Annotated in this window: 22 protein-coding genes; 10 read left to right on the forward strand and 12 right to left on the reverse strand. The window is 72.7% G+C overall.

Annotated elements, in window-relative coordinates; all coding sequences use genetic code 11:
* Nucleotides 1-9 precede the first annotated feature (9 nt).
* Nucleotides 10-1,203 (reverse strand): TetR/AcrR family transcriptional regulator, encoded by a 1,194-nt coding sequence (locus tag IRY44_RS14615; protein ID WP_269696508.1) that lies wholly within the window; start codon nucleotides 1,201-1,203, stop codon nucleotides 10-12.
* Between the two features lie 63 nt (nucleotides 1,204-1,266).
* Complete coding sequence (locus IRY44_RS14620; RefSeq protein ID WP_194800940.1) at nucleotides 1,267-2,469, reverse strand: TetR/AcrR family transcriptional regulator; 1,203 nt, start codon at nucleotides 2,467-2,469, stop codon at nucleotides 1,267-1,269.
* Nucleotides 2,470-2,633: 164 nt separating this feature from the next.
* Here IRY44_RS14620 and IRY44_RS14625 point away from each other — a divergent pair, with 164 nt between their 5' ends.
* Nucleotides 2,634-3,848, forward strand: a complete 1,215-nt coding sequence (locus IRY44_RS14625) for an acetyl-CoA C-acetyltransferase (RefSeq protein WP_194800941.1) — start codon at nucleotides 2,634-2,636, stop codon at nucleotides 3,846-3,848.
* 9 nt (nucleotides 3,849-3,857) lie between these two features.
* The gene (locus IRY44_RS14630; RefSeq protein ID WP_194800942.1) at nucleotides 3,858-6,005 is read left to right on the forward strand and encodes a 3-hydroxyacyl-CoA dehydrogenase NAD-binding domain-containing protein; all 2,148 of its coding nucleotides are present in this window, start codon (nucleotides 3,858-3,860) and stop codon (nucleotides 6,003-6,005) included.
* A gap of 55 nt (nucleotides 6,006-6,060) precedes the next feature.
* Here the strand turns inward: IRY44_RS14630 and IRY44_RS14635 are convergent, their stop codons facing one another.
* A complete protein-coding gene (locus IRY44_RS14635; RefSeq protein WP_194800943.1) occupies nucleotides 6,061-7,212 on the reverse strand; it encodes an acyl-CoA dehydrogenase family protein in 1,152 nt (383 codons plus the stop codon).
* A gap of 76 nt (nucleotides 7,213-7,288) precedes the next feature.
* Between IRY44_RS14635 and IRY44_RS14640 the strand changes: the two genes are divergently transcribed.
* Nucleotides 7,289-8,779 carry an aldehyde dehydrogenase family protein gene (locus IRY44_RS14640; protein ID WP_194800944.1) on the forward strand — a complete coding sequence of 497 codons (1,491 nt, stop codon included), beginning with the start codon at nucleotides 7,289-7,291 and terminating at the stop codon, nucleotides 8,777-8,779.
* A 1-nt stretch (nucleotide 8,780) separates the two neighbouring features.
* On the opposite strand, the gene IRY44_RS14645 is transcribed toward IRY44_RS14640, so the two are convergent.
* Nucleotides 8,781-9,461, reverse strand: a complete 681-nt coding sequence (locus IRY44_RS14645) for a GntR family transcriptional regulator (RefSeq protein ID WP_194800945.1) — start codon at nucleotides 9,459-9,461, stop codon at nucleotides 8,781-8,783.
* Between the two features lie 43 nt (nucleotides 9,462-9,504).
* Here IRY44_RS14645 and IRY44_RS14650 point away from each other — a divergent pair, with 43 nt between their 5' ends.
* The 4 genes from IRY44_RS14650 to IRY44_RS14665 are packed head-to-tail and all read left to right on the forward strand — an operon-like array spanning nucleotide 9,505 to nucleotide 13,667.
* Complete coding sequence (locus IRY44_RS14650; protein ID WP_194800946.1) at nucleotides 9,505-10,326, forward strand: enoyl-CoA hydratase-related protein; 822 nt, start codon at nucleotides 9,505-9,507, stop codon at nucleotides 10,324-10,326.
* Entirely contained in the window at nucleotides 10,323-11,483 is a 1,161-nt protein-coding gene (locus IRY44_RS14655; RefSeq protein ID WP_194800947.1) for a CaiB/BaiF CoA-transferase family protein, read from the forward strand. Before IRY44_RS14650 ends, IRY44_RS14655 begins: the two co-directional genes overlap by 4 nt.
* Entirely contained in the window at nucleotides 11,483-12,511 is a 1,029-nt protein-coding gene (locus tag IRY44_RS14660) for an LLM class F420-dependent oxidoreductase (protein WP_194800948.1), read from the forward strand. Before IRY44_RS14655 ends, IRY44_RS14660 begins: the two co-directional genes overlap by 1 nt.
* Nucleotides 12,512-12,533: 22 nt before the next feature.
* On the forward strand, nucleotides 12,534-13,667 hold the full coding sequence (locus IRY44_RS14665) for an acyl-CoA dehydrogenase family protein (RefSeq protein ID WP_194800949.1): 1,134 nt from the start codon (nucleotides 12,534-12,536) through the stop codon (nucleotides 13,665-13,667).
* On the opposite strand, the gene IRY44_RS14670 is transcribed toward IRY44_RS14665, so the two are convergent.
* The 4 genes from IRY44_RS14670 to IRY44_RS14685 all read right to left on the reverse strand — a co-directional run bounded on the left by IRY44_RS14670 (nucleotide 13,653) and on the right by IRY44_RS14685 (nucleotide 17,864).
* Nucleotides 13,653-14,360, reverse strand: a complete 708-nt coding sequence (locus tag IRY44_RS14670; RefSeq protein ID WP_194800950.1) for a TetR/AcrR family transcriptional regulator — start codon at nucleotides 14,358-14,360, stop codon at nucleotides 13,653-13,655. The two genes, IRY44_RS14665 and IRY44_RS14670, sit on opposite strands and share 15 nt — an antisense overlap.
* Before the next feature lie 135 nt (nucleotides 14,361-14,495).
* Complete coding sequence (locus IRY44_RS14675) at nucleotides 14,496-15,248, reverse strand: succinate dehydrogenase/fumarate reductase iron-sulfur subunit (protein WP_013285329.1); 753 nt, start codon at nucleotides 15,246-15,248, stop codon at nucleotides 14,496-14,498.
* Nucleotides 15,245-17,179 (reverse strand): fumarate reductase/succinate dehydrogenase flavoprotein subunit, encoded by a 1,935-nt coding sequence (locus tag IRY44_RS14680; RefSeq protein ID WP_194800951.1) that lies wholly within the window; start codon nucleotides 17,177-17,179, stop codon nucleotides 15,245-15,247. Before IRY44_RS14680 ends, IRY44_RS14675 begins: the two co-directional genes overlap by 4 nt.
* Before the next feature lies 1 nt (nucleotide 17,180).
* Nucleotides 17,181-17,864 carry a succinate dehydrogenase cytochrome b subunit gene (locus IRY44_RS14685; RefSeq protein ID WP_269698066.1) on the reverse strand — a complete coding sequence of 228 codons (684 nt, stop codon included), beginning with the start codon at nucleotides 17,862-17,864 and terminating at the stop codon, nucleotides 17,181-17,183.
* Between the two features lie 83 nt (nucleotides 17,865-17,947).
* Between IRY44_RS14685 and IRY44_RS14690 the strand changes: the two genes are divergently transcribed.
* Nucleotides 17,948-18,877 carry a LysR family transcriptional regulator gene (locus IRY44_RS14690; RefSeq protein WP_194800953.1) on the forward strand — a complete coding sequence of 310 codons (930 nt, stop codon included), beginning with the start codon at nucleotides 17,948-17,950 and terminating at the stop codon, nucleotides 18,875-18,877.
* Nucleotides 18,878-18,984: 107 nt separating this feature from the next.
* Here IRY44_RS14690 and hrpA read toward each other — a convergent pair whose 3' ends face one another.
* Together hrpA and IRY44_RS14700 are read right to left on the reverse strand one after the other, a co-directional pair.
* Entirely contained in the window at nucleotides 18,985-22,980 is a 3,996-nt protein-coding gene (gene hrpA / locus IRY44_RS14695; protein WP_194800954.1) for an ATP-dependent RNA helicase HrpA, read from the reverse strand.
* Nucleotides 22,981-23,024: 44 nt separating this feature from the next.
* On the reverse strand, nucleotides 23,025-24,314 hold the full coding sequence (locus IRY44_RS14700) for an MFS transporter (protein WP_194800955.1): 1,290 nt from the start codon (nucleotides 24,312-24,314) through the stop codon (nucleotides 23,025-23,027).
* A 60-nt stretch (nucleotides 24,315-24,374) separates the two neighbouring features.
* Here IRY44_RS14700 and IRY44_RS14705 point away from each other — a divergent pair, with 60 nt between their 5' ends.
* On the forward strand, nucleotides 24,375-24,932 hold the full coding sequence (locus IRY44_RS14705; protein WP_194800956.1) for a CGNR zinc finger domain-containing protein: 558 nt from the start codon (nucleotides 24,375-24,377) through the stop codon (nucleotides 24,930-24,932).
* 66 nt (nucleotides 24,933-24,998) lie between these two features.
* A complete protein-coding gene (locus IRY44_RS14710) occupies nucleotides 24,999-25,466 on the forward strand; it encodes a cytidine deaminase (RefSeq protein ID WP_228532080.1) in 468 nt (155 codons plus the stop codon).
* Between the two features lie 26 nt (nucleotides 25,467-25,492).
* Here IRY44_RS14710 and IRY44_RS14715 read toward each other — a convergent pair whose 3' ends face one another.
* Nucleotides 25,493-25,852, reverse strand: coding sequence for a YciI family protein (locus IRY44_RS14715; RefSeq protein WP_194800958.1), 360 nt, complete (start codon nucleotides 25,850-25,852; stop codon nucleotides 25,493-25,495).
* Nucleotides 25,853-25,856: 4 nt separating this feature from the next.
* On the reverse strand, nucleotides 25,857-26,789 hold the full coding sequence (locus tag IRY44_RS14720; protein WP_194800959.1) for a MerR family transcriptional regulator: 933 nt from the start codon (nucleotides 26,787-26,789) through the stop codon (nucleotides 25,857-25,859).
* Nucleotides 26,790-26,814: the final 25 nt, after the last annotated feature.

Genomic DNA, 26,814 nt, shown 5'->3' on the forward strand with positions numbered 1-26,814 from the left:
CGTGCCGGTTCAGAGCGTCAGGGCACCGGTGACCAGCGCGGTGACCGCGTCCCGGTGGCCGGGCGAGTCCTGCCAGCGCAGGGCGCGCCCGGCCTCCACCGCCACGCCGAACCCGGCGTGCACGAGCAGCCGGGCCTGCCGCCGGTCCAGGTCCGGCCGGACCGCCCGCAACTGCTGCTCCCAGACCGCGATGTGCTCCCGCTGGGCGAGGATGAGCGGGCGCCGTACGTCGTCCGGCAGGCCGGCCACCTCCGCCTCGGCGACGCTGTTGAGGGTGTTGTGCTCGAAGCAGTAGGCCACGTACGCCGCCGCCAGCGCGACCACCGCCTGCCGGGGGTCGGCCGCCCGCTGGAGGCTGCGGTCCACCGCCTGCGCGAGCAGTTCCGCCGCCTGGAGGCAGGCGGCCACGAGGATGTCCACCTTGCCGGGGTAGTGGCGGTAGATCGCGGACGGTGCGAGCCCCACCGCCTGGGCGATCTGCGCGTTGGTGACGGTGGCGAAGCCGTCCCGGGCGAACAGCGGTACGGCCGCGGCCAGGATCTCCGCGCGCCGGGTCCGGGGCACCGGCTGGGCGGGCAGCTCGACCAGCCGCGCCGTCCCGGCGGCGGTGGTCGGATCGGTGGCGACGACCCGCATCGCGGACCGCAGCACCAGATCCTCGATCCGGCGCTGGGCGATCGAGGTGCGGTGCATGGTCACCGAGCCGATCACCCCGAGCGCGGCCACCGCCCGCAGCCGCTCGTCGGGCAGCGGGTACTCCCGCCGTACCATCTCGGTCACCCGGCCCACGACGTGGCCGAACTTCGCGCGGAGCAGGTGGCGGTCCGGACGGCCGAGGTAGCGGGCCTCCCACCGGTAGAGGCCGCCGGAGGCGCGGTGCGCGACGGTGACCCGGGTGAGGGCCAGCAGCACGTCGGCCAGCGCCGCGTCCGGCGGCCACGCGTCGACGGCCCCGACCAGGTTGTCCACCATCACGTTGGCGCACTCGGCGAACAACGCGTACTTGTTCGGGAAGTGCCGGTACAGCGCCGGCGCGCTGATCCCGACCGCCGCGGCGATCTCCTCCATCGACGCGCCGTGGTAGCCGCGCTCGCTGAACACCTGCCCGGCCGACTCGACGATGACCTGCCTGCGGTTGCGGGGCCGGGTGGCCGCGGCCGGCCCGGTGGTCACCGGATCGCCCGGGCGGACGCGGACGGGCACGGGACCATGAGTGTCAGTCAACCACAGCGCCTCACGCCGCCCGCGCGCTCGCGGTGACGCCGGTCAGGCGTGCAGGACGGCGAGCGCGAGCCGGGCGGTCTGGTCGTCGTAGCCCTCGCTGCGGTCGAAGCGGCCGAGCCGCCCGACGTCGGTGACCACGTTCAGCGCGGCGTGCACGAGCACACGGGCGTCGGCGGCCGGCAGGTCCGGTCGTACCGCCCGGACCAGGCCCACCCACTCCTCGACGTGCAGCCGCTGCGCGCCGCGCAACTGGTGGCGGTCCCGGTCCGGCAGGTTGTTGTTCTCCGCCAGGTACACCGCGATCAGATCGCTCTGACCGAAGGCGAAGTCGACGTACGCGCGCACCACCCGGTGCAGCGCGTCGGCCGGGTCGCTCGCCTCGGCGATCGCCGCGGTGGTGGCCCCGGTCAGCCGGTCGGTGGCCCGGTAGTAGGCGGCCGCGAGCAGGTCGGCCTTGCCCGGGAAGTAGCGGTACACACTGGAGGCCTGCATGCCCGCGGCGCGGCCGATGTCCTCCACCGCGACGGCGTGGTAGCCGTGCCTGTGGAACAGCCGCATCGCCTCGACGAGCAGCAGTTCGCGCCGCGAGACCGGGCGCACCGGCCCGGTGGCGGGCGTGTCCCGCGGCGCGGGATCGCGCCGGGGTGGCACCGTGGGCGCGTCGGTCCGCAGCAGCGTCCAGGCGACACGGGTGAGCAGATGCTCGGTGTCGGCGCCGGCGGTCCGGTACGTGGTCACGCTGCCGAACGCGCTCAGCGCCGCGTTCACCAGCAGGTCGGCCTGCGCTGCGGTCAGCTCGGGACGCAGCTCGCGCAGCGGCGCGGCGACGCGGCCGACCAGCGTGGCCATCGAGACGGCGAACTCCTGCCGGTGCTCGGGCGTCAGGTAGCGGCCCTCCCACTGGTACAGCCCGGCCACCCGCCGCCTGCTCACCGCGACCTCGGCGAGCGCGCGCAGCAGTTCGTCGAGCAGCCCGTCCGCGCTGCTCGCCGCCGGCTGCTCGGTCGCGGCGAGCAGGGCGCCGACGACCTCCCGGGTGGCGTGCACGAGGATCGCGTACTTGTTCGGGAAGTGCCGGTAGACGGCCGGCCCGCTGATGCCGACGGCGGCGGCGATCTCGTCCACCGAGACGCCGTGGTAGCCCCGCTCGCAGAACAACTCGGCGCCGGCGAGCGCGATCCGGGCCTTGCGGTCCTTCGGCCGTCTGACCGGGGCCGGGGCGGTGTCGCCTGCTGCTCGTCGCACCCGTACACGTTAGCGCTCCCTCGCGTGCCCCAGGTGACACCCCTCGGCGGTTCTCGTCGCCCAGGTTCGGAGCCGGACAGCGCCTGACGCTTCTTGACAAGCGGCGGCAGGCTCAAGAAAAGTTAGGCGAAATTCGCATGCGGGTGAGCGATGAGGAGCTTGGCATGACGACCGATGCGTTCATCTACGACGCGTTGCGCACGCCGCGCGGGCGGGGCAAGCCGACCGGATCGCTGTACGGGGTGAAGCCGGTTTCGCTGATCACCGGCCTGATCGAGGAGACCCTGCGGCGGATGCCCGGCCTCGATCCGGCGCTGATCGACGACATCGTGCTCGGGGTGGTGTCCCCGCTCGGCGACCAGGGCGCCGACATCGCCCGGACCGCCGCCGTCGCCGCCGGCCTGCCCGACACGGTGGCCGGCGTCCAGCTCAACCGCTTCTGCGCCTCCGGCCTGGAGGCGGTGAACATCGCCGCGCAGAAGGTGCGCTCCGGCTGGGAGGATCTCGTCCTCGCCGGTGGTGTCGAGTCGATGTCCCGGGTGCCGATGGGCTCCGACGGCGGGGCGTGGGCGCTGGACCCGGAGACCAACTACACCACCGGCTTCGTGCCGCAGGGCATCAGCGCCGACCTCATCGCCACCATCGCCGGCTTCGACCGGGAGACGGTCGACGCGTATGCGCTCCAGTCGCAGGCGCGGGCCGCGAAGGCATGGGCCAACGGCTACTTCACCCGGTCCGTGGTCCCGGTCCGCGACCGCAACGGGCTGACCGTGCTGGACCGGGACGAGCACATCCGGGCCGACTCGACGGCGGAGAGCCTCGGCGCGCTGCGCCCCTCGTTCGCCGAGATCGGCGAGAAGGCCGGCTTCGACGCGGTCGCGTTGCAGAAGTACCACTGGGTCGAGCGCATCGAGCACGTCCACACGGCGGGCAACTCCTCCGGCATCGTCGACGGCGCCGCACTCGTCGCGATCGGCAGCGAGGCCGCCGGCGCGGCCGCCGGTCTGACCCCGCGCGCCCGCGTCGTGGCCACCGCGCTCAGCGGCGCCGACCCCACCATCATGCTCACCGGCCCGGCGCCGGCCGCCCGCAAGGCGCTGGCGAAGGCCGGTCTCGGCGTCGACGACCTCGACCTGGTCGAGATCAACGAGGCGTTCGCCGCGGTGGTCCTGCGGTTCGTCGCCGACCTCGGCCTGAACCCGGACATCGTCAACGCCAACGGCGGGGCGATCGCGATGGGCCACCCACTCGGCGCGACCGGCGCCATGATCCTCGGCACGCTCGTCGACGAACTGGAACGACGCGGCGGCCGCTACGGCCTGGCCACGCTCTGCGCGGGTGGCGGCATGGGCATCGCGACCGTGATCGAACGAATCTGAGGAGCACGAATGGCAAACACCATCCGGTGGGAGCACGGCGACGACGGCATCGTGCTGCTCACCCTGGACCACCCCGGCCGCTCGGCGAACGTGATGAACGCGGAGTTCGGCGAGAGCCTGACCGCCACGGTGGACCGGCTCGAGGCCGAGCGCGACCGGATCACCGGCGTGATCGTCACCTCGGCCAAGAAGACGTTCTTCGCCGGCGGTGACCTGGAGACCCTGGTGCGGCTCACGCCCGCCGACGCCGAGGCGTCGGCGGCCGACGCGGCCGCGCTCAAGCAGGCCGTACGCCGGCTGGAGACGCTCGGCCGCCCGGTCGTCGCCGCCGTCAACGGATCCGCGCTCGGCGGGGGACTGGAGCTCGCCCTGGGCTGCCACCACCGCATCGTGCTCGACGACCCGGCCATCGAGATCGGCTTTCCCGAGGTCACGCTCGGCCTGCTGCCCGGCTGCGGCGGCGTGGTGCGTACCGTCCGGCTGCTCGGCGTCACCGCCGCGCTGACCGACTGGCTGCTGCGCGGCCAGCGCCGCCGGCCGCAGGACGCGCTCGCGCACGGGCTGGTCGACGAACTCGCCGCCGACCGGGACGCCCTGATGGCCGCCGCCCGGGAGTGGATCGCCGCGAACCCGGCCGCGACCCAGCCGTACGACCGCAAGGGCTACCGGATGCCCGGCGGCACCCCGTCCGGCCCGGGACTCGCGATGCAGTTGCCGGCCATGCCCGCGCTGCTGCGCAAGCAGCTCAAGGGCGCGCCGTACCCGGCGCCGCGCAACATCCTCGCCGCCGCCGTCGAGGGCGCCCAGGTGGACCTGGACACCGCGTTCACCATCGAGGGGCGGTACTTCACCGAACTGGCCACCGGCCAGGTCGCCAAGAACATGATCAAGGCGCTCTTCTTCGACCTCCAGACCGCCCGGTCCCGTACCGCCGGCGGCGACCACGAGCCGGTGCGCAGCGTCGCCGTCGTCGGCGCGGGCATGATGGGCGCCGCCATCGCGTACGTCTGCGCCCGCGCCGGCATGCGGGTGGTGCTCAAGGACGTCACCGCCGAGGGTGCGGCGCGCGGCAAGGCGTACTCGGCGGGCCTGCTCGACAAGGCGGTCGCCCGAGGCCGGTCCACGCCGGAGAAGCGGGACGAGATCCTGGGCCGCATCCACGCCACCGGCGACCTCGCCGACCTGGCCGGCGTCGACCTCGCCATCGAGGCGGTCTTCGAGGACCCGGCGCTCAAGCACAAGGTGTACGCCGAGATCGAGCAGGTCGCGCCGGACGCGCTCATCGCCTCCAACACCTCCACACTGCCCATCACCCTGCTCGCCGAGGGCGTCAGCCGGCCGGAGGAGTTCGTCGGGCTGCACTTCTTCTCCCCGGTGGACAAGATGCCGCTGGTCGAGGTGATCCGCGGGGAGCGGACCGACGAGGCCACGCTGGGCCGGGCGCTGGGCGTCGTCCGTCAGCTGCGCAAGACGCCGATCGTCGTCAACGACAGCCGGGGCTTCTTCACCAGCCGCGTCATCGGCACGTTCACCAACGAGGGCGTGGCGATGCTGGCCGAGGGCATCCCGGCGGCGACCATCGAGCAGGCCAGCAGCCAGGCCGGGTATCCCGCGCCGGTCCTCGCGCTGATGGACGAGCTGACCCTGACCCTGCCCCGGAAGATCCGCCTGGAGACAGCCGCGGCGACTGTGGCCGCCGGGGGCACCTGGCAGCCGCACGCCGCCGACGCGGTGATCGACCGGATGATCGACGAGTGCGGCCGTACCGGACGCTCCGGCGGCGCCGGCTTCTACGACTACCGCGACGGGAAGCGGGCCGGGCTCTGGCCAGGGCTGCGGGAGCAGTTCGGCGGCACGAACCTGGACACGCCGTTCGAGGACCTCAAGGAGCGGATGCTCTTCATCGAGGCGATCGAGTCGGTGCGGTGTCTGGACGAGGGCGTGCTGACCTCGGTGGCCGACGCCAACGTCGGCTCGATCCTGGGCATCGGATACCCGAGCTGGACCGGCGGCGTCCTGCAGTACGTCAACCAGTACGACGGCGGGTTGCCGGGCTTCGTGGCCCGCGCCCGGGTGCTGGCCGAGCGCTACGGCGAGCGGTTCGACCCGCCCCCACTGCTGGTGGCCGTGGCCGAGCGGGGCGAACGGTTCGAGTAGACGACGACGCGGCCCGGCCGGTGGGCATGCCCCTCACCGGCCGGGCCACGTCGTGTCAGGACATCTGCTCGGACAGCCCGTACGTCTTGGCGATGATCTCGCGCTGGATCTCGCTGGCGCCGCCGTACACGGTGGACACGATCGCCGAGCGGACCAGGCGCTCCATGTCGAACTCGGTGGTGTAGCCGTAGCCGCCCATCATCTGCATCGCGTCCAGCGCGACGCGCCGGGCCGTCTCGGTGGCCTTGAGCTTCGCCATCGAACTCTCCCGGGGCAGCACCGTGTCCGGCGCCTTGTCCACTTGCGCGGCGGTGTCGTAGACGAGCAGCCGGGCGCACTCGATCTCGGTGGCCAGGTCGGCCAGGCGGTGCCGGATCACCTGGAACGACCCGATCGGCCGGCGGAACTGGCGGCGGTCCTTCACGTACGCCACCACGTCGTCGAACGCGCGCCGGGCGATGCCGAGCACCACGCTGGCGAGGATCAGCCGCTCCATGTTGAGCCCGGCCATCAGCTGCCGCCAGCCGTGGTCGACCCGGCCGACCACCGCGTCGGCGGGCAGCACGCAGTCGGTGAAGTAGAGGTCGTTCACCTCGCGGCCGCTCATGGTGTCGATGCCGGAGACGGTCAGGCCGGGCGCGCCGGTCGGGACCAGGAACATGGTCAGGCCCTGGTGGTCGCCGGCCCGGCCCGAGGTGCGCGCGACGAGCAGGATGTGCTCGGCCAGGTGGGCGTTGGAGCACCAGGTCTTCTGCCCGTTGACCACCCACCCGTCGCCGCGCCGCTCGGCCCGGCAGCTCAGGTTCGCCACGTCGGAGCCGGCCTCCGGCTCGGACATCGCGACCGCCTCGACCACGCCGCGGGCCACGCCGCTGAGGATCAGCTTCTTCTGCTCCGGCGTGCCGAACCGCTGGTAGGTGGCGGCGACGATGATCGAGGTGGTGAAACCGCCGATGGGCGCCATCGCCCGGCTGGTCTCCTCCAGGAACAGGCACAGCTCGGTCATGCCGGCGCCGCCGCCGTCGAACTCCTCCGGCAGCGACAGGCCCAGCCAGCCGAGGTCGGCCATCTTCCGGTACAGCTCCGGGCTGTGCGGTTCCCGCCCGCCGTCGGTGAGACGGTGCCGTTGCTCGCGGGTGCCGACCTCGCGGCGGCAGAAGTCCCGCACCGCCTCGACAAGTGACAGTTGCTCGTCGCTCCACTCCACCGCGGTACCTCCAGCGCATCGTGAGGGATTGACAGCAAGGCTAGACTATCGAATATCAAATGTCAGGAGGCTGCCGATGACGTCCCTCGTGGAGCACCCCCGCCGGCTGCGCGTCGTCGACCCGGTGACAGGTGAGCACCGCGCCGACTACGACATCGCCGACGACACCGCCGTACGCGCCGCCGTGACGCGGGCCCGCGAGGCGGCCGGCTGGTGGGCCGGTCTGGACGCCAGGCAGCGTCGCCGGCACCTGCTGGCGTACAAGGCGGCGGTCGCGGGCGGCATCGAGGAGCTGGCCGGGATCGTCCGGAGCGAGACCGGCAAGAGTCTCGCCGGGGCCCAGCTCGAGGTGATGCTCGCCGTCGAGCACCTGGACTGGGCGGCCCGGCACGCCGCACGTGTGCTCAGGCGGCGGTCGGTCTCCTCCGGCATGCTCGCGTTCAACCAGGCCGCCTCCGTCGAGTACGTGCCGTACGGCGTGGTCGGCGTGATCGGGCCGTGGAACTACCCCGTCTACACGCCGATGGGTGCGGTGTCGCACGCGCTCGCCGCCGGCAACGCGGTGGTGTTCAAGCCCAGCGAGTTCACCCCGGGCGTCGGGGTGTGGCTGGCCGAGCGCTGGCACGAGATGCTTCCCGCCCACCCGGTCCTCCAGGTGGTCACCGGTGACGGCACGACCGGCGCCGCGCTGTGCCGCGCCTCGGTCGACAAGATCGCGTTCACCGGCTCGGCAGCGACCGGGCGCGCCGTCATGGCCGCCTGCGCCGAGAGCCTGACACCGGTGGTGATCGAGGGCGGCGGCAAGGACGCACTGATCGTCACCGCCGACGCCGACCTCGACGCGGCCGCGCACGCGGCGGTCTTCGGCGGCCTGGGCAACGCCGGGCAGACCTGTGCCGGCGTCGAGCGCGTCTACGTCGAACGGTCCGTCTACGAGCCGTTCCTGGCCACACTCACCGAGCTGGCGCGGCAGGTGCGGCCGGGTGCCGAGCCGGACGCGCCGTACGGGCCGATGACCACGCCCACCCAGCCCGAGGTCGTGCGGCGCCACGTCACCGACGCGCTCGACCGGGGCGGCCGGGCGGTGGTCGGTGACGCGGCTTCGGTGCGGCCCCCGTTCGTGGAGCCGGTCGTGCTGACCGACGTGCCCGAGGACAGCACCGCCGTCACCGAGGAGACGTTCGGCCCGGTGCTCGTGGTCAACCCGGTGGCCGACGCGGACGAGGCGGTCCGCCGCACGAACGCGACCAGCTACGGGCTCTCCGGCTCGATCTTCACCCGTGACCGCCGTCGTGGCCTGGCGCTCGCCGGGCGGCTGCGGGCCGGCGCGGTGTCGGTCAACTCGGTGCTGGGGTACGCGGGCGTGCCGTCACTGCCCTTCGGTGGCGTGGGCGACTCGGGGTTCGGGCGGGTCCACGGCGCGGACGGCCTGCGCGAGTTCGCCCGGGCGCGATCGGTGACGTGGCAGCGGTTCCGGCCGCTGATCGAGGTGATGACGCTTCAGCCGTCCGCCGCCGCGATGAAGCGCTCGCTGGCGATGTTCGCGTGGCGTCATGGCCGCCGGTGACTCACTCGTTCCACACGCCCAGGCCGTCCAGGTGCTTGACCAGCCGCTCCGCGCCGTCGGTGAAGTGCCGGGCCATGACCGGCCGGACCGCCTCCGGGTCGCCCGCCGCGAGCGCGTCGAGCAGCGCCTCGTGATCGGCGACCATGCCGGCCCGCCACTCCGCGTCGGCGGCGTAGAACCGCGACGGCGTGTAGCGGGTGACGGTGCGCAGCAGCCAGGACAGCTTGCGCGCGTCGGCGAGCCGGTTGATCCGCCGGTGGAACTCGTATTCGAGCTGCTCGACCCGGCTGATCTGCCGGGCCTGGGCGGCGCGGCGCAGCCGCTCGTGCTGCTGCCGCAGGTCGTCGAGCTGCTCCGGGGTGATACTGACGGCGACCCGGGCGGCCAGCTCACCGGCGATGTGGCCCTGGAGGCTGAACACGTCGATGATGTCCTGCCTCGACAGCGGCGCCACCACGTGCCCGCGACGCGGTTGCAGCTCGACCATGTCCTCCGCGCGCAGCATCAGCAGCGCCTCGCGTACCGGCGTGATGCTCAGCCCGGTCTCCTGGGCGACCTCTTCGAGCCGGATGCGTTCGCCGGGGCGCAGCTGGCCGGACATGATCCGGTCGCGCAGCAGGCTCGCCACGGTCTCGGAGAGCTGGGGCTGAGAGACGTTCTGGATCCTGCCGCGGTCCGCCACCAGTTCAGGGTATCAAATGTCAAATGTCAGAACAGGAGCGCCGATGAGCTCGACCCTGCCGGAGTCCGAACCGGCCGGCGCCGGACTGCGGGCCGCCACCAGCGACGGCGTGCGGACCATCTGGTTCGACCGGCCCGACCGGCGCAACGCGATGTCGCTGGAGATGTTCCGCGACTACTACGCGGCCCTGGTGGCGGCGGACGCCGACCCGGAGGTCCGGGCGGTGGTGGTCACCGGCTCCGGTGACTGGTTCTGCGCCGGCGCGGACCCGGAGGCGCTCGCGGCGCTGCTCGACGAACGCAACCGCGACCTGCTCGCCGGCGAGTTCGGCTTCCCGCCGCACCTGCCGCTGACGCTCGGCACACCGATCGTCGCCGCGATGAACGGCGGCACGGCCGGCCTCGGCCTGGTCCACGCGCTCTACGCCGACGTGCGCTTCATGGCGGCGGAGGCGCGCCTGTCCACCTCGTTCAGCCGGCTCGGCCTCGTCGCCGAGTACGGCAGCGCCTGGCTGCTGCCCCGACTGATCGGCGTCGGCGCCGCGCTGGACCTGCTGCTGTCCGGCCGCAAGGTCGACGCGGTCGAGGCGTTCCGGATCGGACTTGTGCAACGCGTGCTCCCGCGCGACGAGGTGCTGGCCGAGGCACAAGCCTATGCCGCGGCCCTGGCGCAGCACTGCTCACCGGCGTCCATGTCGGTGATCCGGCGGCAGGTGTGGTCGGGCTCGGAGACCGGCGTCGCCGAGGCCGCCGCCGACGCGATCCGGCTCATGGTCGAGTCCCTGGCCGGCCCCGACTTCGGCGAGGCCCTGCTCAGCCGGGCCCAGGGCCGCGCACCCCGCTTCGCCCCCCGGGCCGGCGCGTGAGCGGGCCCCTGGACGGCGTCCGGGTCGTGGAACTGGCCGGGATCGGACCCGGCCCGTTCGCCGCCATGCTGCTGGCCGACCTCGGCGCCGACGTGGTCCGGGTCGACCGGCCGGAACCCGGCGCGCTCCCGGCCGGTGACCCCGCGCGGAACCTGCTCAACCGGGGCAAGCGCTCGATCGTGGTGGACCTGAAGCACCCCGACGGCGCCGAGGTGGTCCTCGCGCTGGCCGGCCGGGCCGCGATCCTGATCGAGGGCTGGCGCCCCGGCGTGGCCGAACGGCTCGGCGTCGGACCGCAGGCCGCGCTGGCCCGCAACCCCGGCCTGGTGTACGGGCGGATGACCGGCTGGGGACAGGACGGGCCGCTGGCCCGCGCCGCCGGCCACGACATCGGCTACATCGCCGTAGCGGGGGCGCTGCACCCGATCGGCCGCGCCGGCGGGCCGCCGCAGATCCCGCTCAACCTGGTCGGCGACTTCGGCGGCGGCTCGCTCTACCTGGTCGTCGGCATCCTGGCCGCGCTGCACGTCGCCGCCGCCACCGGCCGGGGCCAGGTCGTCGACGCCGCCATCGTGGACGGCGCGGCGCACCTCACCACCCCGTTCGCCGGGATGCTCGCGCAGGGCACCTGGCTACCCGAGCGGGGCCGCAACCTGCTCGACGGCGGCGCGCCGTTCTACGACGTGTACGCCACCGCCGACGGCGGGCACATGGCGGTGGGCGCGCTGGAACCGCAGTTCTACGCCGAACTGCTGCGGCTGCTCGGGCTGGGCGACGCGGACCTGCCGGCACAGCACGACGTGGCCGGATGGCCGGTGCTGCGCGCCCGCTTCGCCGAGGTGTTCGCCGGCCGCACCCGCGCCGAGTGGACGGCGGTGTTCGACGGCACCGACGCCTGCGTCGCGCCGGTGCTGTCGCTCGCCGAGGCGCCGGGCCACCCGCACCTGGCCGCGCGCGGCACGTACGAGGAGCACTTCGGCGTCCGGCAACCGGCCGTGGCGCCCCGCCTGTCCGCGACACCCGGCCGGGTCGGCGGCCCGCCGCCCGCGCCCGGCGCGGACACCGAGCCCGTCCTCACCGACTGGGGACTGGGCGCACACCTACCGCGGTGGCTGGACGACGGCGTCGTCGGCCGGAAGCAGGGAGCAGCGCACTGATGCGTATCGGGACGACACTGGCGTACGCCGCCGACCCCCGCGGCGGCGCCGACGACGTGGCCGCCTGGGAACAGGACGGCCTGGACGTGGTCTGGGTGTCCGAGGCGTACGGCTTCGACGCGCCCACCGTGATGGGTTACCTCGCCGCCCGGACGAGCCGCGTGCACATCGGCTCCGCGATCCTGCCGATCTTCTCGCGTACCCCGGCTCTGCTGGCGCAGACCGCGGCGGGCCTGGACGCGATGTCCGGTGGCCGGGCCATCCTCGGCCTCGGCGCGTCCGGACCGCAGGTGATCGAGGGCTGGCACGGCGTCGCGTACGACAGGCCGCTGGCCCGCACCCGCGAGGTGATCGACATCTGCCGCCGGGTGTGGCGACGCGAGACGCTGACGAACGACGGCCTCTACCGGCTGCCGCTGCCGCCCGGCGAGGGCACCGGGCTGGGCAAGCCGCTGAAGATCCTCACCCACCCGGTCCGCGACCGCATCCCGATCCACGTGGCGAGCCTCGGTGACCGGAACGTCCGGATGACCGCCGAGATCGCCGACGGGTGGCTGCCGTTCCTCTACGACCCGCAGCGCGCCGGCGACGTCTGGGGTGCCGCGCTGGCAGCCGGCCGGGCGAAGCGGTCCCCTGACCTCGGGCCGCTGGAGGTGGTGGCCGGCGGGCCGCTGGCGATCGGCCCGGACGTGACCGGGCTGCGCGACCTCGCCCGGCCGCTGATCGCCCTGTACGTGGGCGGGATGGGCGCCAAGGGCCGCAACTTCTACCACGACCTGCTGTGCCGCTACGGCTACGAAGCCGAGGCCGACCGCATCCAGGACCTCTACCTGGCCGGGCGCAAGGCCGAGGCCGCCGCCGCGGTGCCGGCGGAACTGCTGGAACGCACCAGCCTGATCGGACCGGAGAGCTACGTGCGCGACCGGGTCCAGGAGTACCGCGACGCCGGCGTGACGATCCTCAACGTCGCGCCGCTGGGCGAGGACCCCCGGCGCCTCGTCGCCGCCGTCGCGGACATGGCCCGGTAGCGCAGGGGAGGAGCCGACACACATGAACCGCGCGATCTTCACCGCCGACCACCTGGCGTTCGCCGAGCTGGTGCGCGCCTTCATCGACAAGGAGATCACCCCGCACCACGAGCGCTGGGAGGCCGACGGCATCGTCGATCGCGGCGTGTGGCGGGCCGCCGGCGCCGCCGGGCTGCTCGGCTTCTTCGTCGACGAACGGTACGGCGGCGCCGGGGTCACCGACCGGCGCTTCCACGCCGTCCTGACCGAGGAACTCGCCCGGGCCGGTGCGAGCGGACCCGCGTTCGGCCTGCACAACGACATCATCGGCCCGTACCTGACCGACCTGACCACCGAGGAGCAGAAGCAGCGCTGGCTGCCGGGCTTCTGCTCCGGTGAGATCGTCACAGCCATCGCCATGTCCGAGCCCGGCGCGGGCAGCGACCTTCAGGGCATCACCACCACAGCGGTACGCGACGGCGACGACTGGGTCCTCAACGGGCAGAAGACGTTCATCAGCAACGGCATCCTGGCCGACCTGGTCGTCGTGGTCGCCCGTACCGATCCCGGCGCCGGGCGGCGGGGGATCAGCCTGCTCGTGGTCGAGCGCGGCATGCCGGGGTTCGAGCGCGGCCGCAACCTCGACAAGCTCGGGCAGAAGGCGCAGGACACCGCCGAGCTGTTCTTCTCCGACGTCCGTGTACCGGCGGCCAACCTGCTCGGCACGGAGGGCGAGGGCTTCGCCTACCTGATGCGCAACCTGCCGCTGGAGCGGCTGTCGATAGCCGTCGCGGCGCTCGCCGGCGCCGAGACGGTGTTCGCGCAGACGCTCGACTACTGCAAGCAGCGCCAGGCGTTCGGCCGTCCCATCGGCAGTTTCCAGCACAACCGGTTCGTGCTCGCCGAACTCGCCACCGAGCTGCGCCTGGGCCGGGTCTTCGTGGACCAGTGCCTGGTCGCGCCGGACCTCACCGCGGAGACGGCGGCGATGGCGAAGTGGTGGTGCACCGAGTTGCAGCAGCGCGTCGTGGACCGGTGCCTCCAGCTGCACGGCGGCTACGGCTACATGCGCGAGTACCCGGTGGCCCGCGCCTACCTGGACGCCCGCGTCCAGACCATCTACGGCGGCACCACCGAGATCATGAAGGAGGTGATCGGCCGGTCACTCGGTCTGTGAGCCGGGCTCCAGCATGGGTACGAGGAACCGCCGGGCCATCTCCCGCAGCGCGTCGGCGTCGTCGAGGTCGACGACGTGGCTCGGGGTGAGCAGGAAGGAACAGGACAGGCGGGTCATCAGCTCGGCGGCCACCTCCACGTCCACTGTGGCGGCGATGGTGCCGGCGCGCTGCTCGCGGCGCAACTGCCCGGCGACGAACCGCTGCACGGTCGCCAGCGTCCGCCCGCCGTCGCTGATCATCGAGGGGATGAGCACGTCCGGTTCGACGCTCATGAGCCCGCCGATCAGCGGGTTGCGGCGGATCGCGTCCAGCGCGCTGACGAAGCCCAGCACCACCCGGTCGCCGACCGTGGCCGCCTGCTGGATGTCGACCAGGAACCGGTCGAAGTAGCGCCGGAACTCGCGGCGGACCACCTGCTCGACCAGCCGGTCCTTGGTGGCGAACCGGCGGTACGCGGTGATCCGGGAGACTCCCGCCCGCTTGGCCACGTCCTCCATCGTGGAGCGGCGGATGCCCATCCGGCAGAACTGGTCGTAGGCGGCGTCGAGGATCCGGGTGGCCACCTCGTCGCTGTCGTCGGCACTGTGCAACGCCTCGGTGAAGGCGCGTTCCAGCAGCGACTCGGGCCGGTCGGCCGGTTCGTCGTGAACCGCCTCGGGGGAGGACGCCTGCACGGGAGCGGTCCGGGCCATGAATGCCCTCCCGGGAGAGACGGTGACGCGGTTGGCGCTTCACCGTACCAATCGCCGGGGCGTACCCCTGGACAAGCGCGACCGCCGCGTCCCGGATGCAGGACGCGGCGGTCGCGTCTGTGGTGCGGTGTCCGGTCAGGAACCGGAGCGCTTGGCGGTCGCCTTGAGGTAGTCCCGGTTGAGGCGGCCGATGGTGTTCAGCGGGATGCCCTTCGGGCAGGCCGCCGCGCACTCGCCGATGTTGGTGCAGCCGCCGAAGCCGGCCTCGTCGTGCGCGTCCACCATGCCGATCACCCGGGTGTAGCGCTCCGGCTGGCCCTGCGGCAGCAGCGAGAGCTGGGTGATCTTCGCGGCGGTGAACAGCATGCCGGAGCCGTTCGGGCAGGCCGCCACGCAGGCGCCGCAGCCGATGCAGGCGGCCGACTCGAACGCGGCGTCCGCGTCGGCCTTCGGTACCGGCACCGAGTGCGCCTCCGGGGCGCTGCCGGTCGGCGCGGTGACGTAGCCGCCGGCGGCGATGATCTGGTCGAACGCGTTGCGGTTGACCACCAGGTCCTTGACGACCGGGAAGGCCCGGGCCCGCCACGGCTCGATGTCGATCGTGTCGCCGTCGGAGAACTGCCGCATGTGCAGCTGGCATGCGGTGGTGCCGCGCTGCGGGCCGTGCGCCTCACCGTTGATCATGAGGCTGCACATGCCGCAGATGCCCTCGCGGCAGTCGTGGTCGAACGCCACCGGCTCCTCGCCGTCGAGGATGAGCCGCTCGTTGAGTACGTCGAGCATCTCCAGGAAGGACATGTCCGGGGACACGTCCTGCACCGGGTAGGTCACCATCCGACCCTTGTCCTCGGGGCCGGTCTGGCGCCAGATGCGCAGGGTCAGGTTCACTTGTAGCTCCGCTGCGTGGGGTGGACGTATTCGAAGGTCAGGTCTTCCTTGTGCAGCACGGGTTCACCGGTGCCGGTGAACTCCCAGGCCGCCACGTAGGCGAACCGGTCGTCGTCGCGCTGCGCCTCGCCGTCGGGCGTCTGGTGCTCGGCCCGGAAGTGGCCGCCGCAGGACTCCTCGCGGTGCAGGGCGTCGATGCACATCAGCTCGGCCAGCTCGAAGAAGTCGGCCACCCGGCCGGCCTTCTCCAGCGACTGGTTGAGGCCCTCGCCGTCACCCGGCACGCGCACCCGCTGCCAGAACTGCTCGCGCAGCGCGCGGATCTCGTCGATCGCCTTGCGCAGCCCGGCCTCGGAGCGCTCCATGCCGCAGTGCTCCCACATGATCTGGCCCAGCTCGCGGTGGAACGAGTCCACCGTGCGGTCGCCGTTGATCGCCAGCAGCCGCTTGATCCGGTCCTCGACCTCGGTCCGCGCCGCGACCGCCTCGGGGTGACTGGCGTCGACCTTGTCCAGCGAGCTGGAGGCCAGGTAGTTGGCGAGCGTGTTCGGCAGCACGAAGTAGCCGTCGGCCAGGCCCTGCATCAGCGCCGAGGCGCCGAGCCGGTTCGCGCCGTGGTCGGAGAAGTTGGCCTCACCGATCACGAACAGGCCGGGGATGCTCGACTGCAGGTCGTAGTCGACCCAGAGGCCGCCCATCGTGTAGTGCACGGCGGGGTAGATCCGCATCGGCACCTCGTACGGGTCCTCGCCGGTGATCCGCTCGTACATCTCGAAGAGGTTGCCGTACTTGGCCTCGATGGCCTTGCGGCCCAGCCGGTTGATCGCGTCGGCGAAGTCCAGGTAGACGCCGAGGCCGGTCGGGCCGACGCCGCGTCCCTCGTCGCACACGTTCTTCGCGGCGCGGGACGCGATGTCGCGGGGGACCAGGTTGCCGAAGGACGGGTAGATCCGCTCCAGGTAGTAGTCCCGCTCGTCCTCGGGGATGTCCCGCGGGCTGCGCTGGTCGCCCTTGGCCTTCGGCACCCACACCCGGCCGTCGTTACGCAGCGACTCGCTCATCAGGGTCAGCTTCGACTGGTGGTCGCCGGAGACCGGGATGCAGGTCGGGTGGATCTGCGTGTAGCAGGGGTTCGCGAAGTACGCGCCCTTGCGGTGCGCCCGCCACGAGGCGGTGACGTTGCAGCCCTTGGCGTTCGTGGAGAGGTAGAAGACGTTGCCGTAGCCGCCGGAGGCGAGCACGACCGCGTCGGCCATCTCGGTGCTGATCTCACCGGTGACCATGTCGCGGACCACGATGCCGCGCGCCCGGCCGTCGACGATCACCAGTTCGAGCATCTCGTGGCGGGCGTTCATCTCCACGTTGCCCAGGCCGATCTGCCGCTCCAGCGCCTGGTACGCGCCGAGCAGCAGTTGCTGGCCCGTCTGGCCCCGGGCGTAGAAGGTGCGCTGCACCTGGGCGCCGCCGAAGGAGCGGGTGTCGAGCAGGCCGCCGTACTCGCGGGCGAACGGCACGCCCTGCGCCACGCACTGGTCGATGATGTTCACCGACACTTCGGCCAGCCGGTGCACGTTCGACTCGCGGGAGCGGAAGTCGCCGCCCTTGACCGTGTCGTAGAAGAGGCGGTGCACCGAGTCGCCGTCGTTGCGGTAGTTCTTGGCGGCGTTGATGCCGCCCTGCGCGGCGATCGAGTGGGCCCGACGCGGGCTGTCCTGGTAGCAGTAGGACCGCACCTGGTAGCCCTGCTCGGCGAGCGTGGCGGCGGCGGAGCCGCCGGCCAGGCCGGTGCCGACCACGATCACCGTCATCTTGCGGCGGTTGGCCGGGTTGACCAGCTTCATCTCGAAGCGGTGGCGCTCCCACCGCGTCTCGATCGGGCCGTCCGGGGCCCGGGTGTCGGCGATCGGGTCGCCCTCGGTGTAGAGATCCATGTCAGGACACCAATCCGGTGATCACGGCGAACGGAACCAGCAGGTAGCCGCCGACGAGCGCGACGGCGAAGACGAGCGCGGCGATCCGGGCCCGCCGCTCGCCCTTCGGCGTTTGCTGGCCGAGACTGCGGAACGCGCTGAAGGCGCCGTGGCGCAGGTGGAAGCCGAGGGTCACCAGCGCGAGGGTGTAGAAGAGCGTGACGTACCAGCGCTCCGGCGCGAAGTCCGCGACGACGTTGCCGTACGGGTTCGACGGGTCGCCCTGCGGGTTCAGGTGACCCGTGGTCAGGTCGAGGATGTGGTAGATCACGAAGAGCAGGATGATCACACCACCCCAGCGCATCGTGCGGGCCGCGTAGTTCACGTGGATCTTGCGACGGTGCGCGTACCGGACCGGGCGGGCGGCCCGGGAGCGCATCGCGAGCACGGTGGCCGCGCCGATGTGCCCGAGGACGGCGACGGTGAGCACGGTGCGCTGGATCCACAGGAACCACGTCGTCGGCAGCAGCGGCGTGCCGATGTCCCGCAGCCAGTGCGCGTAGTGGTCGAACGACGTCTCGCCCGTGAAGATCTTCAGGTTGCCGAGCATGTGCGCGATCAGGAACAGCACGAGGATGATGCCCGTCACCGCCATGACGGCCTTGAGGCCGACGTTCGAGCGGATGGGCGACCGAGTTTTCGTGATTACCACGCGGTCGACGCTAGGAGCACTTCGATCAGGCGTCCAATGCATCGAAATCGCAGCGTTGATAGCCGTAGGCTATGTAGATGCAGCTCCATCAGCTTCGGTACTTCGTGGCGGTCGCCGAAGTACGACATTTCACCCAGGCGGCTGATCTTGTCGGCATAACCCAGCCCTCGTTGAGTAAGCAAATTCACGCGCTGGAGACCGACCTGGGGGCCCCGCTGTTCGAACGGGTAAGGGGCAACATCACACTGACCGCGGCAGGTGAGGTGCTGCTGCCGCTGGCCAAGCGGATCCTCGCCGACGTGGAGACCGCCACCCGCGAGGTGCAGGAGCTGGTGGGACTGCGCCGGGGCCGGGTCCGGCTCGGCGCCACACCCAGCCTCGCCACCTCGCTCGCCCCGCCGGTGCTGCGCCGGTTCCGCGACGCGCACCCCACGATCGACCTGCGCGTGGAGGAGGGCGGCTCGCAGGACCTCGTCCGCGACCTGCTCCGCGGCGACCTCGACCTCGCCCTGATCATCATGCCGTCGGCCGGCACCGACCCGGGCCTGCGCGCCGACCCGATCCTGCGGGAGAGCCTGGTGGTCGCCTCGGTGGACCCGCTACCCGGTGCCTCGGAAGCCGGGGAGCTGCGCATCACCGACCTGCGCGACCAGCCGCTCGTCATGTTCCGCGAGGGCTACGACCTGCGCGACGCCACGCTCCAGGCGTGCCGGACGGCCGGGTTCGAGCCGACCTTGTCCGTCGACGGCGGGGAGATGGACGCCGTGCTCAGCTTCGTCGAGGCCGGGCTCGGCGTCGCGCTGGTGCCCGGCATCGTGGTGGCCCGCCGACCCGGCATCCGGGTCACCCGGCTCGTGCCGCCCGGCGTCCGCCGGACCATCGCGGTGGCCCGCCGCCGCGACGTGGTGCCCACCCACGCCGGGCGCGAGCTGCGCCGCATCCTCCTGGAGTACGTCCACGACGCCACCGCCACCGCCGAACTCCCCCCAGGCGTAGAGCCCTTGTAGCCCCTGTGCCCCCGCCCCGTTGATCTTGCACTTTCCGCCCCGGCGAAAGGTGCGAAAGCCCCGGCGCGGGGGCACGAAGTGCAAGATCAACGAGCAGTGGGCCAGGGTCAGCGGGACTCGGCGTCGTCCATGGCTCGGTAGATGCGTTGCTCCGAGACGGGGTAGGGGGTGCCGAGGGCCTGGGCGAAGACGTTCACCCGCAGCTCCTCGATCATCCAGCGGATCTGGCGGGCCGCCGGGGTCGCGCGCCTCGGCGGGGGCAGCGCGGCCAGCATGTCCTGGTACTCCTTCTGCACCACGGCGACGCGGTCCTGCTGCTGTTTGTCGCGCTGCGGGTTGCCCGGCAACCGGTCCAGCCGCCGCTCGATCGCGGTCAGGTAGCGCAGCACGTCGGGCAGCCGCGCGTACCCCGTCTCGGTGACGAAGCCCCTGTGCACCAGGCCGGTGAGCTGGTTGCGGATGTCGGCCAGCGCGGCCACCACGGCCAGGTTGCGGGTGGCGCCGAGCCGCTGCTCCACCGCGTACGCGGACGCGAGCACCCGGCGTACCCGCTCCATCACCTCGACGACCGTGTCCACCAGGTCGGCGCGGACCCGGTCGCGCAGCGCGGCGAAGCCCTCGGCGTCCCAGGCGGGGCCGCCCGCGTCGCCGATCAGCTTGTCGATCGCCGCCCCGGCCGCGTCCTCGATCAGCTCCGGCACGCTGCCGTGCGGATTGCGGGACAGCGCCAGCTTCGCCTCGTTGCTCAGCCGCCCCTGGAGGAACTTCGCCGGGGACGGCATCGTCAGCCGCAGCAGCCGCCGGGTGCCCGCCCAGTGCGCCGCCTCCTGCTCGGCGGCGGAGTCGAACACCTTCACCCCGACCGTCGCGCCCTCGTCCACCAGTGCCGGGTACGCGGTCACCGCGAAGCCGGCGCGTACCTGCTCGATGGTGCGCGGCAGGGTGCCGATCGACCACTCCGTCAGCCCGGTACGGGCCACGTCGGGCGCGGCGGCGGCCACGACCTGGCGTACCTCCTGGCGCAGCTCGCGTTGCAGCGCCGGCAGGTCCTTGCCCTCGGCGACCGGTTTGTCGTCGTCGCCGAGCACCCGGAACGTGACCCGCAGGTGCGGCGGCAGCCGGCCCAGGTCCCACGCGTCCGCCGGGACGGTCACCCCGGTCATCCGGCGCAACTGCCGGGTCAGCGCGGCGAGCAGCGGCTCCTCGCCCGGCGTGATCGCGGCGAGCGCGGCGCGGGCGTAGTCGGGCACCGGCACGAAGTTCCGCCGTACCGGCTTGGGCAGCGACCGGATCAGCGCGATCACCAGCTCCTCGCGCAGCCCCGGCACCTGCCAGTCGAAGCTCTCCGCCGGCACCTGGTTGAGCAGCGGCAGCGGGATGTCCACAGTCACGCCGTCGGTGGGCGCGGTCGGGTCGAACGTGTACGTCAGCGGCAGCGTCACGCCGTCGGCCCGCCACTCGTCCGGGTAGTCCTCCTCGTCCACCCCGCCCCGGCCGTTGTTGACGAGCAGTTCGCGGGTGAACGTGAGCAGGTCGGGCCGCTCCCGGCGGGTCTTCTTCCACCACGAGTCGAAGTGCCGGCCGGAGACCACGTCGGCGGGGATCCGCTGGTCGTAGAAGGCGAAGATGGTCTCGTCGTCGACCAGGATGTCGCGGCGCCGGGCCCGGTTCTCCAGCTCCTCGATCTCGGTCAGCAGCTTCTGGTTGTCCCGCCAGAACTGGTGGTGGGTCTGCCAGTCGCCCTCCACCAGGGCGTGCCTGATGAACAGCTCCCGGCTCAGCACTGGGTCGATCCGCCCGAAGTTCACCTTCCGCGAGGTGACGAGCGGGATGCCGTACAGCGTGACCTTCTCGTAGGCCATCACCGCGGCCTGCTTCTTCTCCCAGTGCGGCTCGCTGTAGCTGCGCTTGACCAGGTGCTGGGCCAGCGGCTCGACCCACTCCGGCTCGACCCGCCCGGCCACCCGGCCCCACAGCCGGGACGTCTCCACCAACTCGGCGGCCATCACCCAGCGCGGCGGCTTCTTGAACAGCGCCGACCCGGGGAAGATCCCGAACTTCGCGCCCCGCGCGCCCAGATATTCGTGCTTCTGCGCGTCCTTGAGGCCGAGGTGCGACAGCAGGCCGGGCAGCAGCGACTGGTGCACCTTCGGGGTGTCGATCTCCTCGGGCAGGTCGGCGCCGGCGCCGCGCCGGCCCTCACCCTTGTCCGAGGTACGCAGGACCTGCCGCAACTGGCTGACGATGTCCTGCCATTCGCGTACCCGAAGGTAGTTGAGGTATTCGGCCTTGCACATCCGGCGGAACGCGCTGGAGGACAGTTCCCGCTGCTTCTCCCGCAGGTAGCGCCACAGGTTCAGGTACGCGACGAAGTCGGACTCCTTGTCGGCGAACCGGGCGTGCGCCTGGTCGGCCTGGGCCTGCTTGTCGGCCGGGCGTTCACGCGGATCCTGGATGGACAGCGCGGCGGCGATCACCACGACCTCGGTGGCGCAGCCGTTGCGCTCGCCCTCGAGGACCATCCGGGCCAGCCGGGGGTCGACCGGGAGCTGGGCCAGCCGCCGGCCCAGCGCGGTGAGCCGCTTCGCCGGGTCGGTCCCGGCCGGGTCGAGCGCGCCCAGCTCGTGCAGCAGGTTCACGCCGTCGGTGACGTTGCGCCGGTCCGGCGGATCGATGAACGGGAACGCCGCGACGTCGCCGAGCCCGATCGCTGTCATCTGGAGGATGACCGAGGCCAGGTTGGTCCGCAGGATCTCCGGGTCGGTGAACTCGGGCCGGGAGTCGAAGTCCTGCTCGTCGTAGAGGCGGATGCAGATGCCGTCGGAGGTACGCCCGCAGCGGCCCTTGCGCTGGTTGGCGCTGGCCTGCGAGACCGGCTCGATCGGCAGCCGCTGCACCTTCAGCCGGCTGGAGTAGCGGGAGATCCGGGCCGTGCCCGGGTCCACCACGTACTTGATGCCGGGCACCGTCAGCGAGGTCTCCGCGACGTTCGTGGCCAGCACCACCCGGCGGTTGGAGTGCGCGGCGAAGACCCGGTGCTGCTCGGCGGTGGAGAGCCGGGCGTACAGCGGCAGGATCTCGGTGCCGAGCAGCGATCGCTTGGACTGCACCAGCTTGCCCAGCGCGTCGGCGGTGTCCCGGATCTCCCGTTCCCCGCTGAGGAACACCAGGATGTCGCCGGGCCCCTCGGCGGCCAGTTCCTCGACCGCGTCGCCGATGGCCTGGATCTGGTCCCGGACGTTCTCCTCGTCGGCCTCGTCCTCCTCCTCGGCCTCGGCGACCTCGACCAGCGGCCGGTAGCGGACCTCCACCGGGTACGTGCGCCCGGACACCTCGACCACCGGCGCCGGGTTGCCCTCGGCGTCGGCGAAGTGCTTCGCGAACCGGTCGGTCTCGATGGTGGCCGAGGTGATGACCACCTTGAGGTCGGGCCGGCGGGGCAGGAGCTGCCTGAGGTACCCGAGGATGAAGTCGATGTTGAGGCTGCGCTCGTGCGCCTCGTCGATGATCAGCGTGTCGTACTGCCGCAGCATCCGGTCGGTCTGCAACTCGGCCAGCAGGATGCCGTCGGTCATCAGCTTGACCAGGCTGTTGTCGCCCACCTGGTCGGTGAAGCGCACCTTGTAGCCGACCACGTCACCCAGCTCGGTGCCGAGTTCGTCGGCGATCCGGTCGGCGACGGTGCGGGCCGCCAGCCGGCGGGGCTGGGTGTGCCCGATCAGGCCGGTGACGCCGCGCCCCAGCTCCAGGCAGATCTTCGGGAGCTGGGTGGTCTTCCCGGAGCCGGTCTCGCCGGCCACGATCACCACCTGGTGGTCGCGGATCGCGGCGGCGATGTCGTCCTTGCGCTCACTGACCGGCAACTGCGGCGGATAGGTGATCGCCGGGACGGCCGCGCGGCGCGACTCCAGGCGCGCCTCGGCCCGGGTCACCTCGGCCGCGATCTCGGCCAGCGCCGTCTCCCGCCGCTGCGGGTCGCGCAGCTTGCGCACGCCGTCGAGCCGCCGCTGAAGCCGGCGCTGGTCGCGGAACATCAGGGGGGCGAGGCGGCGGTGCAGGTCGCGGGCGGTCTCAGGGGCGGCGGGTACGGCTGGATTCTGCATGACGTCGCCAAGGATAGGCAGCCGCGCGGCGGACCGCCCCCGGGTTACCGGGCGCCGCCGGCATCGGCCGCCACGGGCGCGGGTGGGGCGCCGGGGACCGGACGCGCATCCTCGGGGCGGCGCAGCGTACGGATCCGGCGGGTGAGCATCGGCACCGTGGACAGCGCGAGGCCGGCGGCGCCGGCTGCTACCGCCGCCCGGCTGCCGAGCGCTTGCCCCAGGAAGCCGCCTCCCGCTGCGCCCAGCGGGAGGACGCCGTAGATCAGGAAGCGGTAGCCACCGTTGCTGCGGGCCAGTTCGTCGCGCGGGATGACGGTCTGCCGAAGCGTCACCGAGAGGACGTTGGCCACGCCGAGGCCGACGCCGCTGACGAACTGCACCGCCGCGAGACCGAACGCCAGGGTCGCGGTGGACCCGGAGAGCGTGGCGATCAGCAGTGGGGTGCCGGTGGACAGCGCCAGGGCGCTGACGAACGTCCGGCCGTAGCCGAGGCGGCGGGCCGCCGCCAGCGAGCCGAGGGTCCCCAGGAACGCGCCGACGCCGGCCGCGCTCAGGGCGAGCCCGAACCACCCGGCGCTCAGACCTCGATCGGTGACCACCCAGATCACCAGGTTCACGGTGAGGATCTGCGCCGCGCCGTTGTAGAGGGTGGCGTGTGCGGTCAGGGCCCGGAGCCAGGGGTTGACGGCGACCACTCGCAGGCCGTCGAGGATTCCGGCGCGTCGCGTACCGCGGGGCGGAACCGGTTCCGGTCGGCGGGCCCGGCCCACACCCACCGCGCTGGCCAGATAGCTCGCCGCGTCGAGTGCGAGGGCCGGCGCCGGGCCGGCGATCTGGGCCAGCCCTCCGGCCAGGCCGGGACCGGCGACCTGCGCCGCCGTGCTGGAGCCCTGGACGGCCCGGTTGGCTGAGGGCAGGTCCGTCTCGTCGACCAGGGTCGGCAGGTAGGCGAACCCGCCGATGTCGAACACCACCCCGGCCGCCCCGACGACCAACGCCACCGTCACGAGCATCGGCAGCGAGAGTGCCCCGGCGATGAACGCGGCAGGCACGACGGCCAGCGCCGACGCCCGGACCAGGTCGGCCGCGACCATGAGCCGCCGTCGGCGGCGCCGGTCCAGCCAATGCCCGACCAGCAGGGGAAGCAGCAGGTTGGGCAGGTGGCCGGCGGTGGCCACGGCGGCGACGCCGGCCGCTCCGGCGTCCAGCGTCACCGAGGCGACGAGCGGCAGGGCGACGACGGTGACCTGGGCGCCCAGCACGGAGATGGTGTGGCCGGACCAGTACCAGCGGAAGTCGCGGTTGCGGGCGAGAAGAGAGGACCTGGTTACCATCACTAGCCTCCATCCAGTAACGGTTACCGGATGAGGATGCCATGCCGGTAAGCTCGCCGCATGCGACAGCCCGGTGACCGCGCTCCGGCCCCCGCGCCGCTCACCCTGATCCAGGACCTGGCCAACACCTGGGACATCGAGGCCGGGCGGGACACCCTGCGCACCGCCGAGGACCTGGCCGCGTTCTGCGCCGCCCGGGGCATCGCGATCACCTGTGCGGACGACGACGTGGTGACCGCACGCGCCCTGCGTGAAGGGCTGCGCGACGCCTGCCAGGCGCACACCGGCGCCGACCTGTCGCCGCCGACCCGGCAGACGCTGGCCCGGTTGTTCGACCGGGCCCCGCTGACCGTGGCGTTCGACGAGGCAGGGGGCGCGCGGCCGGCGCCCGCCCCGGGACTGGCCGGCGCGGACGCGCTCGTGGCCGAGATCGGGCGGGCCGTACTCGACGCGGTCGCCGCCGGCACCTGGCAGCGCCTGAAGGCGTGCGCGGCGCACGGCTGCCGGTGGGTCTACTACGACCACAGCCCCGGCGGGCGGAGCCGCTGGTGCACGATGGACATCTGCGGCGCCCGGGCCAAGATGCGCGCCTACCGGGAACGCAAACGGCCTGGCTGACAGGGATCGCCGGCCGCCGCGACTAGAGTTGCCGCCGACGGGGTCCGACGAGAGGCGGGGATGATCATGCGGGACACCGACCGGGCGCTCGTGCAGGCCGCCACCGCCGTCGCGAAGCTGCGCTGCCGCAGCGACAACCACACCGTCGCCGCCGCCGTACGCAGTACCGACGGCCGGGTGTTCAGCGGGGTGAACGTCTACCACTTCACCGGCGGCCCGTGCGCCGAGGTGGTGGCCCTCGGCGCCGCCGCGACCCAGGGCGCCGGTGAGCTGGAGGCCATCGTGGCGGTGGGGGACCGGGGCCGGGGCGTCCTGCCGCCGTGCGGGCGCTGCCGTCAGGTGCTGCTCGACTACTTCCCGTCGATCAAGGTGATCGTCGGCCCGCCCGACGGGCTGCGCGCGGTCCCGATCGCCGACCTGCTGCCCGAGACGTACGTCTGGTCGGACCAGCAGGTCGAGGTGCCGGCCGGACCGCGGGCCCCGCTGTGGCCGACCCCGGTGGTGCCGGGAGTCCGGCAGGCCGCCGAGGACTGACCCGCGCCCCGGCCGAGCCCCGACACTCAGTCGCCGGCCGCGGCCTCCAGCATCGAGCGGGGGACCGGCACCTGCTCGAAGCGGACCTGCCCCTCCGGCACCATCCAGCTGCTGATCTGCGCGACGAGCCGGCCCGCGCGGACGGCCGGGTCGTTGGCGTACAGCTCACGGGCCATCTGCGGGTCCACCGACAGCACCACGAAACCGCGGACGCGCCCGTCGTCGCCGTCCAGGAACGGTCCCGCCGCGAGCACCGCGCCCTGCTCCACCAACCCGGCCTGGTGCGCCAGGTGGGCGTCCTGGATCCGGTCGAGGGCGTCCTGCGGCAGGTCCGGCGCGTCGTCCGGCCGGACCAGGAGCACCACCGTGTGCCTGTCGAATCGCATGACCTCAGGCTAGGTGCTGCCGGGCCTGTAGTGCCCGGATCGACCAGTCCAGCACCGGCGCCAGGCTCTCGGCCGGTGGCCAGCCGTTGACCAGCGAGAGCAGCTCCAGGTACCGCTCGCGGCGAGGGTCGCGCGCGGTCCGCAACCGGTCCAGCATCCGCCGGCGCAGGCCGGCGTCGTCCGGCCGGCCGCAGAGCCGCGCGTACCGGGCCGCCGCCCGGGCCAGGATCGGATCCGCGTCGGGCGAGGCGGGCTCGACGCCGTCGGCGAGCGCCGGAGCCACCTCCTCCCGGACCACGGCGACCACGTCCCGGCGCACGCCTTCGACGCCGGCCCGGTCCGCCGCGTGCTGCTCGGCCAGCCGGCGCAGCCCGGCCCGGAATCCCGGGTCCAGAGCCAGCTCGGCCAGCTCCACCCACGCCTCGATCTGGGCGTCGTCCGGATCGTCCGGCAGCTCCGGCGTCAGCGACCGGCGGATGCCCGCGAACCCCGGATCGGTCAGGCCGCCGAACGCCGCGTCGAGGAACTCGTCGGCCAGCCGCCGTCGCTCCCGCGCGACCAGGCCGGCCAGCCGGTGCAGCAGGTCGGCCTCGGACGGGGTGGCCCCGCGCCGGGCGATCACCGTGAGCACCGCGCGGCGCGTCCGCAGCAGCCGGATCTGCGCGGTCAGCGCGTCCGCGTGCGCCGAGGCGACCTCGGCCAGGGTGACCTCCCGGGTCACCACCCGGCGCACAGTGGGCAGGTCCACACCCAACTCGCGCAATGTCCGTACCAGGTCGAGCCGGGCCACCGCGGCCGCGTTGTAGCGGCGCTGACCGGCCGGTCCCCGGTCGGTGGGCGGCACGATGCCGCGGTCGGACCAGAACCGGATGGTCTTCACCGGCAGCCCGGTCCGCCGGGCAAGGTCACCGATCGAGTAGCGCTCCGCACCGTCCATGGCATCCACCTTTGCGCCTCCCCCT

Source organism: Micromonospora sp. ANENR4 (assembly GCF_015354395.1).
GTDB classification, from domain to species: domain Bacteria; phylum Actinomycetota; class Actinomycetes; order Mycobacteriales; family Micromonosporaceae; genus Micromonospora; species Micromonospora aurantiaca.